Here is an 11,835-nt window from a genome sequence, read left to right on the forward strand (position 1 = left end):
AAGAGGAACTCATCATGAAAAAATTACTTGTGCTTGGTTTAACGCTCTGTTTTATTTTGCTTGCCGCTTGTGGTCAACAGGAAACAAAGAATAAAGCAACTCAAAATGATCATGGAACACCGAAAATTGCTTCCTTGTCTATTCATTTAACGAATGACTTATTAGCTCTCGGTATCAAGCCAGCAGGCTCTGTTGTAGGAGGGGATTTAAAAGATTTTCTTCCACATGCCAAAAAGCAGCTGAGTGGTACGAAGAAGCTGGGCATCGCAGCCGATCCTGATATGGAGTCGCTGCTTGCATTAAAACCAGATGTTATATATGTCGATGAAGAACTAGCTGGACAAGATTTATCGAAATATAAGAAAATCGCCAAAACGGAAGTGTTTGATTTAAATAACGGCACTTGGCGTGATCATTTGAAAAAAATCGGCAAGCTCGTCAATAAAGAGAAAGAAGCCGATCAATATATTCAGGATTACAATCAAGAAGCAAAAGAAGTCAAATCGCTCATCAAACAAAAGATTGGAAACGGAAAAGTAATGGCGATCCGTGTGACGGCAAAGGAGCTTCGAGTATTTAGCATGAAGCGCCCAATGGGTCCAATTTTGTACGAGGATTTAGGCCTCACACCTGTCGATGGGGTGAAGAAACTGGACAGCAAACGGCCATTTGAAGTGATTTCTCAAGAGGTTCTTCCTGACTATGATGCAGATGCTATCTTTGTCGTCGTGAACCGTGACGATAAAGCGCAGCAGGCATTCAAGCAATTAGAAAAGACGCCGATTTGGAAGGGTCTAAAAGCTGTGAAGAACAATCAAGTCTATCCGATTGCCGATCAGCCATGGCTCGATTACTCAGCACTAGGCAATAAAATGGCATTGGATGAAGCGAAAGAGATGTTTTCTACATCAAAATAAGATGAAATCAGGCATCATTCCTTATATAGGCATGATGTCTCTTTTTTTGATCCGGTCTTCTATTCTTTCGGTTTTTGCATACATATGAGAGAGAACGAGCCGTACCGCCCGTGAAGGGGAAGAAAGGGAGGGGTTACAGTTGGAAGTTCAAAAAATTAGTGCAGGTACAATCGCAAGGCTTGTGCTGCTTTTGCTCGCGCTTGTCAACAGTGCGCTAACCGCTGCGGGAAAAAGCCCAATACCTATTGATGAAGAAGGTATTCAGCAATTCATCACGTTAGTCTTTCTTGGAATTACATCTCTCTGGGCCTATTGGAAAAACAATGATATAACGAAAAAAGCACGAACAAAAAAAGCAGAATAAGAGGAAAAAGAGCCTTTTCATGATAAAAGGCTCTTTTTCAGCGAAGCGTCAAACGCCTCTCCCCGCAATTTGACTCTTCCTGAAAGGCTTACGCCCGTCGTTCTCCCATGTTGGCGAGGAATGCTTTTACTTCCTCAATGCTTAAGCCGATAGCTTTCGCCTCACTCATCAGACGCTTCCATTCTGTTATATTCGAATCCGTCAACTTTCTATGAGTGACATGTAACGTCTTTTCTTCCTGCTCCTTTCGGTACGTTTGGAGCAGCTGATAGAGTTCTTCTTTTGGCATGCCGGATTGGACGGCATTGACGATATGCTCCCGCCATTCGTGTTCACCACTCTCAGACTCATGAAACATCAACGTCTCTGCATCAAATAGCTCTTGTAAATCAATCTCTAGCGAAGAGGATACCTTTTTTAAAAACTGGACAGATGGATTTCTGTGGACACCACGCTCTATCTTACTCAAATACGATTTAGAAACATGGGCATCTTCAGCCAGCTGCTGAATGGAGTATCCCTTCCTCTTTCGGTAAATGCGTATCACCTTTCCTATCATTCGATCATCCCTTCTTCCTGGCGAATCGTACTGCGACCTTTTCGTTCATTATAAGAAATAAATTGTTCTTTATAAAATTCAAAAACGTAAGAATTAGGAAGTAAACAAAAGAAAACGAACGATTTCGTTCTTTAAAAAGAACTATAAGACCTATTATGACATTTTTCTTTGCGGGTATTATCTTTTATAATCCAATCATTAACAAAAAGAAACCATATATAACCTTTTTATGATGAAATCGGGAGGTATCTATGAATGAGAATATAGGTTTTAAGCAGCTGTTTTCTGTCATTAAAGAGAAAATGGCCCTTCTGATCCTGATTGTCCTGATCGTAACGGGCATTTCAGCCTACTATCAGTTCTATGTCTCGACTCCTGTATATCAGGCAACCACTCAAATTCTTGTTCATAAACGCAGCAATGACGCACAAGCGAACTTAAACGATATTCAGATGAACCTTCAATATACACGTACCTTTCAAGTTTTATTAAAAAGTCCGATCGTCATTGAAAAAGTAAAAGAAACACTCAATCTCACAGAATCAGCTGAAGGATTAAAACACAAAATTGCCACAAGTACAGAAAATGAGTCTGAGGTCATCAATATTTCTGTGCAAGATGAGGATCGCGCAAAGGCAGTTGCCATCGCGAATACTGCAACAGAGGTGCTGCAAGAAGAAATCAAAAAAACCATGAATATGGATCGCATTAATGTTTTGTCTGAAGCCAAGCTGTCTAATACGATTCTCATGAATTCAAGAAAATTCGTTCATATCGTACTGGCACTAGGCGCCTCTTTATTAGGGGGGATAACACTCATTTTCTTAATGAACCTACTCGATGATACTGTAAAACGAACACATCAAATAAGAGAAGAGATCGGATTGCCGTCGCTCGGTAGCGTCTATCAGATGCAGGCAGACAGGAGGGCAAAAAAAGACAAGCAGTCCGTCATAACGGGAGGACAGAACATTGATCTTTAAGAGAAAGAAAAGAGAAAAGAGAGATTTATCCTGTATTTCTGTATTAGATCCTCACTCTGTCATAGCAGAACAATTTCGTACGATCCGAACGAACATCGAATTCACATCAATCCAAACAAGGCTGAAATCCATATTGGTGACATCCTCCTTGCCGAAGGAAGGGAAATCATTTACGGCTGCAAATCTAGCAGCTGTTTTTGCACAGCAGAAAAAGCGGGTGCTGCTAATGGATGCTGATTTGCGAAAGCCGGCTGTTCATGAATATTTTGACCTGAGTCATCACACGGGCTTGACCAATGTGCTATTAAATAATTGCAGCTTGGAGGAAGCTATTTTACCCACACCTATTGAACATTTAGAGCTGCTTCCGAGCGGAACCATTCCGCCGAATCCAGCTGAGCTGCTCTCCTCATCTGTCATGAAGCAGCTGTTTTATGAAATTGAACAGCAATATGACATGGTGATTGTTGATTCTGCGCCGCTTCTGCCAGTAGCCGATGCAAAGATCCTGGCGAACCGGACAGATGGAAGCATTCTTGTTGTCTTAAGCGGCAAAACCAAGATAGCTGCGGTCAAGAAATCAAAAGAAGTGTTAGACGGGACAACAGGTAAACTGCTTGGGGCTATGCTAAATGGCAAGAAAGAGAAAAAGGGAAGGCTGTATATGTATTAACAAGATTGATAGGTGATGTCTCCTAATCTTTAACAATGGAGGCACTCGATCCTGCTGTGGGCATGACCAATGCCTTAGATGCTCGTCATCAATAGTGGGATGTGAGGACGGGTTTGATGCCCATTTTACGTAAGAATAGTGATGTTTTAAAAAGGGGGAGGAGCGTTGACTTACGCCCAAAGATTATCAATCATCGTGGCACTAGATTCATATCTCATCTTAGTGGCTGTCTTTTTTGGTTTTCAATTTGTCCAAGAAGCGGCGTTAACTGTTTATACATTTGAAATGCTCGTCATTTCTTCGCTCAGTCTACTCATTGGGCACCATTTGTTTTCGTATATTTTTCACGTGTACAAGCAAGTATGGGCTTATACAGGGGTAAGAGAGCTATTTTCTTTAATGAAGACCTTTGTATGTTCTTTTTTATTTTCAATGGCAATACTGTACCTTTTCGTGCAGACATGGCCCTTCCGTTTTTTATTCATCGTGTGGCTTTTTCACGTATTATTCATCGGTGCATCTCGAATGGCGTCCCGGCTATTACATGATGGGGCAAAGCGGCTGCAGGTAGAAAAGGAGCGGGCCTTAATCATTGGCGCCGGATCAGCTGGAACCATCATCGTTCGTCAGCTTCAGCAATCGAGTGATGTACATATTGAGCCAGTCGCCTTCATAGATGATGACAAGACGAAGCATAGGCTTGAAATCATGGGACTGCCTGTTCTAGGGGGAAAAGAACAGATTCAAACAGCTGTTGTGATGATGGATATTCAAAAGATCATCATCGCCATTCCGTCCAAAAGCAGCCATACGTTAAAAGGACTGTATAAGGAATGCGTAGCGACTGGGATCAAGACACAGATCATGCCGGAGATGGAGCAGATTTTAAAAGGAACCCATGCGCTGAATCAATTACGAGATGTACAGCCAGAGGATTTATTAGGTAGAGAACCGATTCAATTAGATTCGAGCCGTCTATCTGTCCATTTAAAGGGGAAAACCATCATGGTCACAGGGGCAGGCGGATCGATTGGGTCAGAAATCTGTCGTCAAATTTGTGTGTTTGCTCCTCAAGCGATTGTGCTTGTGGGACATGGAGAATTTAGCATTCATTCTATTTTACTAGAGCTGAAAGAAATCTATGGGGACACCATCAGTCTCTATCCGCAAATTGCGGATATCCAAGATAAACAGAAAATGAGTGAAATCGTTGGTCAGTTTCAGCCGGATATGATTTATCATGCTGCGGCACATAAGCACGTCCCGCTCATGGAGATCAGTCCAAAAGAAGCAGTGAAAAACAATATTATCGGGACAAAAAATGTCGCAGAAGCTGCACATGAGCATGGCATTGAAACATTCGTCCTCATTTCCTCTGACAAAGCGGTCAATCCTGCCAATGTGATGGGCGCCACAAAGCGATTTGCTGAAATGCTGATCATGCAAATGGGGGCAAGCAGTGACACAAAATTTGTCGCGGTTCGGTTTGGAAATGTACTCGGAAGCAGGGGAAGCGTCATTCCAATTTTTAAGAAACAGATCGAACAAGGCGGGCCGGTCACGGTCACGCACCCAGCCATGACAAGATATTTTATGACCATTCCAGAAGCATCGAGACTTGTCATTCAGGCGGGTGCCTTGGCAGAAGGAAGACAGATTTTTGTATTAGATATGGGGGAGCCAGTGAAAATTGTTGACCTCGCAGAAAACCTCATTCACCTCTCAGGCTACACCACAGACCAGATTCCGATTACGTTCACAGGCATTCGCCCTGGGGAGAAAATGTATGAGGAACTACTCAACCAGCATGAAAAAGCACAGGAACAAATTTTCCCGAAAATTCATATCGGCCATGCGCTGGATGGGGATCCATATGTGCTGAACCGCTTTATCCATGAATTTGACATGATGAGTGAAGAGCAAATGAGAGAAGCATTGTTTGCTGCCATCGAATCGCATGATTTGTTGTCTGAACAGATGACAAGAGAGGGGGAAGCGCTTGCCGATGAAGAAAAAAGTCTTGTTTTGCGCAACGGTTGACTATCATTTTAAGGCATTTCACCTTCCGTATTTCCGGTGGTTTCAGGAACAAGGATGGGAAGTGCATACAGCGGCAAATGGTCAGCTGGAGCTTCCCTATGTGGATCAAGCGCACTCAATTCCGATTCAGCGCTCTCCTTTTCATGTGCACAACCGGTTTGCGTATGTGGAGCTGAAGAAGCTGTTAGCGAAAGAGCACTACGACTTCATCCATTGCCACACACCAATGGGAAGTGTAATTGGCAGACTTGCAGCTAAAAGCGCGCGCAAAAAAGGGACGAAGGTTCTTTACACAGCACATGGCTTTCACTTTTGGCAAGGAGCGCCGCTTCAAAACTGGCTGCTCTATTATCCGATTGAGCGATGGCTCGCCCGCCATACAGACGCTTTGATCACCATTAATGGAGAGGATTTTAAAAGAGCAGATCGTCTATCAAAAGAGCGGGCATCTGTTTATTACGTTCCTGGTATGGGTGTGGATATGAAACGATTTGCACCAGTTCATGAAAAAGAGAAGCAGCGTCTTCGTGCAGTCCATGGCTTTTCTTCAGAAGATTTTATTGTGCTGTGCGCTGGCGAATTAAATGCGAATAAAAACCAAGGAATGCTCATCAAAGCATGTGCCCAGCTATTTAGGAAAATACCAAATGTGAAGATCGTGTTTGCCGGTGAAGGGTCAATGAGGCCGATGTATGAAAAGTTGGTTCACGAGCTCCATCTTGAAAAGCATGTCCACTTTGCTGGTTTTTGCAAACAAATTGAGGAATGGATGCATTTGAGTGATGTATGTGTGTCGACTAGTTTGAGAGAAGGGCTCGGCATGAATCTGCTTGAAGCGATGTCTGCGGAAAAGCCGGTCATTGCAACAGAGAATAGAGGACACTGTGAGTTGATCAGACATGGCGTGAATGGTTTTTTAGTCAAACCGCATGATGTGAATGACTTGGCTGAATATTTGCACCAGCTTTATCACAGAAGAGATCAGCTGCCCCTCATGGGAAAAGCGGGGCGCTTCTTAGCCCATGCATTTGCACAGGAGCAGACGGTGAGTGCTATGGAAGAAATTTATACAACCTTTATGGATCAAGCAGAGAAGGTGATGTGAGCATGCATAAGCCAAAGGTGTCTATCATCATGGGCGTCTACAATTGCCAAGACACAGTAGAAGAAAGTATTGAATCCATTCTTCATCAAACATATGATAATTGGGAGTTCATCATATGTGATGACGCATCAACAGACGGCACCTATGAAAAAGTGCTGTCCTATACAAAACGAGAACCTGAAAGAATTCGCCTTATCCGCAATGAGCATAATCAAAGGCTCGCTGCCAGTCTGAATCGCTGTCTAGCTGAAGCGAGGGGAGACTTGATTGCAAGGCAGGATGGCGACGATATATCAGTACCTGATCGTTTAGAAAAACAGGTGCATTTCCTTGAATCACATCCTGAATATGATGTGGTTGGGACGGCGATGACCGTGTTTGATGAATCGGGTACAAAAGGTGTACGTGCACTGATTTCAGAGCCTGATCGAAAAGTGCTGGCAAGAGGGACGCCTTTTTGTCATGGAACCATTATGATGAGGGCTGCTGCGTACAAGGCTTTAAATGGATATCGCTCTGTGAAAACAACGAGGCGGATGGAAGATATTGATCTGTGGATCCGTTTTTTTGCTACGGGGAGAAAAGGCTTTAATTTACAAGAGCCGTTATACCTTGTGAGAGAGGATGAAGCGGCTTTTCAGCGTCGTAAGTTTCAATATTCGATAGACAATGCTTGGCTCGTTTTGAAAGCATGCTGGTTATTAAAATTGTCGCCGGTTCATTATTTGTTTGCGCTAAAGCCGGTGGTTCGCGCCTGTTTATCACCGAAGATCATGAAATTTTATCACCAGCGGAAGCTGGAGGCGTCTTTGTTGAAAAGGAGGACGATTCGGGATGAGTGAGCCAAAGCGTGTACTTCATATTGTGGGCGGGATGAACCGCGGCGGAGCTGAAACGATGATCATGAACATCTATCGTGCACTCGATAGAAATGTCCTCCAATTTGACTTTATTACCCACCGGAAGGATGTCTGTGATTATGATGAGGAAATTCAGAGGCTCGGAGGACGTATCTTTTACGTCCCGAGTATTGGGGCATCCTCTCCTTTGGCATTTGTCAGAACATTGACAAAGACGATCAAACGAACAGGACCGTATCAAGCAGTGCATGCACATACAGATTTTCAAACAGGCTTCTCTGCCCTTGCTGCGAAATTGGCGGGTGTAAAGGTGCGGATTTGTCATTCGCATAATACAGCTTGGAAACAGTCGCCAAATTGGGTAGACCATATGATGCTCAAAGGGTTTCGCCGGCTGATTTTTGCATTTTCTACAAAGCTTGTTGCATGCGGTGAGGATGCCGGCTCCTTTTTATTTGGGCAGAAAAAAATGAAGAATAGACAGGTTGAGGTGCTGCCGAATGGGATTGATTTATCCCTTTTCTTTCAGCCTGATCCAGAAGAAAAGGTGAAGATCAAAAAGCAGCTTGGTCTTCAGGAAAAGAGTATGGTGATAGGTCATATTGGTCGTTTTCATGAACAAAAAAATCACGTTTTTTTTATGGAATTGGCACAGACCTTAAAGAAGCAGGGGGTCTCATTTCAGCTTGTCCTTGTAGGGGATGGACCGCTGAGGCAGGTGGTTGAATCATATGCGGAAAAGGCCGGTTTGTTAGACAACATTGTCTTTACAGGCGTTGTATCGGACGTTCCAGACTATATGAAAGCATTTGATGTATTTGTGATGCCTTCCTTGTTTGAAGGCCTTCCACTCGTTTTAGTGGAAGCACAGGCATCTGGATTGCCTTGTGTGATTTCAGATCATATTACAGAGGAAGTAGATTTAGGCTGCGGTCTTGTGAAAAGAATGTCGCTGCGGGATTCCGCGCATGAATGGATGAAGGCGGTGCTTGAAGCGTATCATGCAGAGCCTCCTCTTCAAGAGACCATTACGTACCAGCTTGAACAAAGAGGATTTGATGTCAAACAGAACATCACACGTGTGATGAAAGGATATGGACTGTAAGGAAGGAATGGCAGATGGCGGTATATTTGGTGAACATGATCATGGTCTATTTATGGTCGAGCTTTGCCGCATTTTACGGCAGGCGTGATGATACCATTCAAAGCGGATGGCGGCCTAACAAGATTCTCGTGTTATTTCCGTTTTTGTTTCTTTGTATTGTCGCTGGTATTCGTTACAAAGTAGGAACCGATTTTGTCACATATGGACAGATGTATGAGTTCTCCATCAATTATGAAAAACCTTGGCACATATTCGGATTTGGTGTGGACAAGGCGGCCACTGACCCAGGATTTACGTTTATTTTATGGATGCTCAATCAACTGTCCCATGATCCGCAAATCATGTATATCTCGGTTGGGGCGATCACTTATTTTTTTATCATCAAGACGCTCATTCAATATGGTCGTCCCTTTGAGCTGAGTATGCTGCTTTTTCTCGGCACCTTTCATTATTACGCTTCGTTTAATGGCATGCGTCAGTATATGGTGGCGGCGGTTCTTTTTTATGCCATCCGTCTTGTGATCAATGGTCAGTGGAAATTGTATTTTCCGCTCGTCCTCGTATGTTCATTGTTTCATTCATCGGCTCTCATCATGATTCCTGTATATTTTATCGTGAGAACAAAATCGTGGTCTTGGATGATGCTGGTCTTATGCATGATTTTCTTAGGGTTAACCGCTCTTTATGACCGCTTTATTTCTGTGTTTGTCGTAATGCTGCAAGGCAGTTCATATGGGCATTACGAGGAATGGCTCACAACGAATACAAATGGAATGAATGTGACAAAAATCGGTGTATTGATTTTGCCGCTTTTGCTTGCGTTCTTTTATCGAAAACGGCTTCGTGAGCTGACGCCTGAGAGTGATTACGTTGTGAACTTTTGTTTGCTCGGTTTCTTGTTTGGCATCCTTGCCACCAAGGATGTCATTTATGCAAGATTTCATATTTATTTTGGCTTGTATCAGCTTATTTTACTGCCGTATTTCACACGTATTTTTGATCAGCGGTCTAATGTTTTTATCTATGTAGGGATTGCTGTTTGCTATATTCTGTACAGCATCATGCTGATGCCGTTCGATTCATCTGTGTTACCGTACAGGACGATATTTACAAAGTAGATTTTGAGAAAGGTGGGGCATGTTGTAATGCCAGCTATCAGTCTATTGGTCGCAGTCTACAATACGAGTCAGTATGTGGAGCAATGCCTTCAATCAATTGCAGATCAAAGTTTTTCAGATATAGAGGTTATTCTCGTGAATGATGGATCTACAGATCACAGCGGAGAATATCTTGAAGCATTTGCTGCACAAGATCAGCGGTTTCGGGTCATTCATCAAACCAATCAAGGGTTAGGCGCTGTGAGAAACCGGGGCATCGAAGAAGCAAAGGGCACGTATATTGCCTTTATTGATTCAGATGATATTCTCGCGCCTCATTACTGCGAAGCCTTGTATGAAAAAGCTGAAATGATCGGCGCAGATTTAGTTATCAGTGAGTACTGGATTCAATTTGAACAGTCAAAGCGAACCATACCAACGACGCTGTTAGCCGAGCGGTCGGCCGAAAAAACGAGTTTAATTGAAGCGTTATTGCACGGAGACATGACGGGGTTCTCATGGAATAAGCTGTATCGGCGTGCCTTTATCGAAGAACATCACATTCGATTTCCGCTGCGGGGGGAACTTGAGAACATAGAAGATCAATATGTGACGCTGCGCTGTTTTTCTTTATCACGCAGTATTGCCTTTGTTCATGAACCACTTTATTACTACCGTGTTCATCTATCTTCTATTGTGCAGCGATATCAGAAGCAGTATTTTCATCATGGACTAACCTTTTATCATGCACAGCGCTTGTTTTTGACAGAATATGATGACATCTCTCTGTATGAGAAGGCACTTGATTTTTTTATTGTCAATCACACCCTTCATTGTATGCTCAACGAATGGAAGAGCCAAAATGCACTCTCTCTTCGGGAAAAGCTTGATCATATGCGGGAAATGGTGACACACGAGGCTTTTCAGCATGCCGTCAAACAAGTGGAACCATCGAAGCTCACCGCGCGAAAGCGAATGATTTTATTCCTTGCGAAGTGCCGGCTGGTCTATCCGCTTTCTGCCGCCGCTTCTAGCTATCAAAAATGGATCGAATATCAAACAAGGAAATAGGGGTGATGAGATTGACATTGCAGCAATTGAAGGCGCACGCCGCAGAGTGGCTGCTCTTAAAGGTTAAATATCCGCTTGAATATCGACTGAGCCGCCAAAGCCTGCCAGAGCGGAGTCATCAGAAGAAAATCATTCTCACGCTGCTGCCAGGACATGATAATTTAGGGGATCATGCGATTGCCTATGCGAGTTATTGTTTTTTAAAAGAGCACTTTCCCGCCTATGACATCATGGAAGTGGACATGAAAGAGATCTATCGCCTCGCCCGTCCGTTAAAGCGTATGCGGCACCCGGAAGACATCGTCTGTATCATCGGTGGGGGCAATATGGGGGACTTATACCGTTATGAAGAATGGACGAGACAATTTATCATGAAAACCTTCAAGTCCTATCCGGTGATTCAACTGCCGGCCACTGCCCATTTTACAGAAACAAAGAGAGGAAAAAGAGAGGAACGCCGCGCTATTCAAACATACAAACACCATCCGAGGCTGCTTCTCATGGCAAGAGATCAAACAACCTACACTTGGATGAAGCAGCATTTCCCTGATCAAGATGTGTGGAAACAGCCTGATATGGTGCTGACATTAGATGAATCAACCAAGGAACAAAAACGTGAAGGGGTTTTACTTTGTTTGCGAGAGGATAAGGAAGCGTACCTCACCGAAAAGGAGCGGCGGCAGCTAAAGCAGCATGTTCAAGAGACGTATGATCAAGTCGGTTTGATCACAACGACAATTGGCAAACGAGTGGATCGAACGACTCGCTTAGATGAATTATCTGCCTTATGGACAGAGTTAAGTAAGGCGCAGGTCGTCGTGACAGACCGGCTTCACGGCATGATTTTTTGTGCGATTACGCAAACACCGTGTGTTGTCCTCAGGTCGTTTGATCATAAGGTGATGGAAGGGTATGAATGGGTGGCTCATCTTCCGTTTTTGACGCTATTGAAAGAACCGAATGGGGCGTCTGTGAAAGAGGCGATTCATCAGCTGATGAAAACGAGCGGACAAAAGGGAGAGGAAGCTGGATGAAGGCTTTTACACGCTGCGTGAAATCAA

The 11,835-nt window shown here is 43.6% G+C and carries 12 protein-coding genes; 11 read left to right on the forward strand and 1 reads right to left on the reverse strand.

Annotated features, from left to right (window positions below):
* Positions 1 to 11: 11 nt before the first annotated feature.
* Positions 12 to 917: an iron-hydroxamate ABC transporter substrate-binding protein gene (locus MHH40_RS13585; protein ID WP_309216255.1), complete on the forward strand. Its 906-nt coding sequence runs from the start codon at positions 12 to 14 to the stop codon at positions 915 to 917.
* Between the two features lie 139 nt (positions 918 to 1,056).
* A complete protein-coding gene (locus MHH40_RS13590; RefSeq protein WP_003212682.1) occupies positions 1,057 to 1,281 on the forward strand; it encodes a phage holin in 225 nt (74 codons plus the stop codon).
* Positions 1,282 to 1,369: 88 nt separating this feature from the next.
* Here MHH40_RS13590 and slrR read toward each other — a convergent pair whose 3' ends face one another.
* Positions 1,370 to 1,840 carry an HTH-type transcriptional regulator SlrR gene (gene slrR / locus MHH40_RS13595; RefSeq protein WP_050944236.1) on the reverse strand — a complete coding sequence of 157 codons (471 nt, stop codon included), beginning with the start codon at positions 1,838 to 1,840 and terminating at the stop codon, positions 1,370 to 1,372.
* A gap of 251 nt (positions 1,841 to 2,091) precedes the next feature.
* On the opposite strand from slrR, the gene MHH40_RS13600 reads away from it, so the two are divergent.
* The 9 genes from MHH40_RS13600 to MHH40_RS13640 all read left to right on the forward strand — a co-directional run bounded on the left by MHH40_RS13600 (position 2,092) and on the right by MHH40_RS13640 (position 11,808).
* Positions 2,092 to 2,823: a YveK family protein gene (locus tag MHH40_RS13600; RefSeq protein WP_044138999.1), complete on the forward strand. Its 732-nt coding sequence runs from the start codon at positions 2,092 to 2,094 to the stop codon at positions 2,821 to 2,823.
* Entirely contained in the window at positions 2,813 to 3,496 is a 684-nt protein-coding gene (locus MHH40_RS13605) for a CpsD/CapB family tyrosine-protein kinase (RefSeq protein WP_003212774.1), read from the forward strand. The genes MHH40_RS13600 and MHH40_RS13605 overlap by 11 nt, the downstream gene beginning before the upstream one ends.
* Before the next feature lie 165 nt (positions 3,497 to 3,661).
* Positions 3,662 to 5,536 (forward strand): polysaccharide biosynthesis protein, encoded by a 1,875-nt coding sequence (locus MHH40_RS13610; RefSeq protein WP_268459231.1) that lies wholly within the window; start codon positions 3,662 to 3,664, stop codon positions 5,534 to 5,536.
* Positions 5,502 to 6,641, forward strand: a complete 1,140-nt coding sequence (locus tag MHH40_RS13615; RefSeq protein ID WP_340901216.1) for a glycosyltransferase family 4 protein — start codon at positions 5,502 to 5,504, stop codon at positions 6,639 to 6,641. The genes MHH40_RS13610 and MHH40_RS13615 overlap by 35 nt, the downstream gene beginning before the upstream one ends.
* Before the next feature lie 2 nt (positions 6,642 to 6,643).
* Positions 6,644 to 7,483, forward strand: coding sequence for a glycosyltransferase family 2 protein (locus tag MHH40_RS13620; protein ID WP_340901217.1), 840 nt, complete (start codon positions 6,644 to 6,646; stop codon positions 7,481 to 7,483).
* On the forward strand, positions 7,476 to 8,606 hold the full coding sequence (locus tag MHH40_RS13625) for a glycosyltransferase family 1 protein (RefSeq protein ID WP_321999519.1): 1,131 nt from the start codon (positions 7,476 to 7,478) through the stop codon (positions 8,604 to 8,606). Before MHH40_RS13620 ends, MHH40_RS13625 begins: the two co-directional genes overlap by 8 nt.
* Before the next feature lie 14 nt (positions 8,607 to 8,620).
* Positions 8,621 to 9,724, forward strand: a complete 1,104-nt coding sequence (locus tag MHH40_RS13630) for an EpsG family protein (RefSeq protein ID WP_003213102.1) — start codon at positions 8,621 to 8,623, stop codon at positions 9,722 to 9,724.
* A gap of 27 nt (positions 9,725 to 9,751) precedes the next feature.
* Positions 9,752 to 10,774 (forward strand): glycosyltransferase family 2 protein, encoded by a 1,023-nt coding sequence (locus tag MHH40_RS13635; RefSeq protein ID WP_340901219.1) that lies wholly within the window; start codon positions 9,752 to 9,754, stop codon positions 10,772 to 10,774.
* 5 nt (positions 10,775 to 10,779) lie between these two features.
* Positions 10,780 to 11,808 (forward strand): polysaccharide pyruvyl transferase family protein, encoded by a 1,029-nt coding sequence (locus tag MHH40_RS13640; protein ID WP_340901221.1) that lies wholly within the window; start codon positions 10,780 to 10,782, stop codon positions 11,806 to 11,808.
* Positions 11,809 to 11,835 lie beyond the last annotated feature (27 nt).

Origin of the sequence: Bacillus sp. FSL K6-2431 (assembly GCF_038005165.1) — a bacterium.
In the GTDB taxonomy this organism is placed as follows: domain Bacteria; phylum Bacillota; class Bacilli; order Bacillales; family Bacillaceae; genus Bacillus; species Bacillus pumilus.

Coding starts and splice junctions, on each gene's coding strand:
- slrR (WP_050944236.1), bottom strand. CDS start 1,840: ATGATAGGAAAGGTGATACGCATTTACCGAAAGAGGAAGGGATACTCC.
- MHH40_RS13600 (WP_044138999.1), top strand. CDS start 2,092: ATGAATGAGAATATAGGTTTTAAGCAGCTGTTTTCTGTCATTAAAGAG.
- MHH40_RS13615 (WP_340901216.1), top strand. CDS start 5,502: ATGAAGAAAAAAGTCTTGTTTTGCGCAACGGTTGACTATCATTTTAAG.
- MHH40_RS13620 (WP_340901217.1), top strand. CDS start 6,644: ATGCATAAGCCAAAGGTGTCTATCATCATGGGCGTCTACAATTGCCAA.
- MHH40_RS13625 (WP_321999519.1), top strand. CDS start 7,476: ATGAGTGAGCCAAAGCGTGTACTTCATATTGTGGGCGGGATGAACCGC.
- MHH40_RS13630 (WP_003213102.1), top strand. CDS start 8,621: ATGGCGGTATATTTGGTGAACATGATCATGGTCTATTTATGGTCGAGC.
- MHH40_RS13635 (WP_340901219.1), top strand. CDS start 9,752: ATGCCAGCTATCAGTCTATTGGTCGCAGTCTACAATACGAGTCAGTAT.
- MHH40_RS13640 (WP_340901221.1), top strand. CDS start 10,780: ATGAGATTGACATTGCAGCAATTGAAGGCGCACGCCGCAGAGTGGCTG.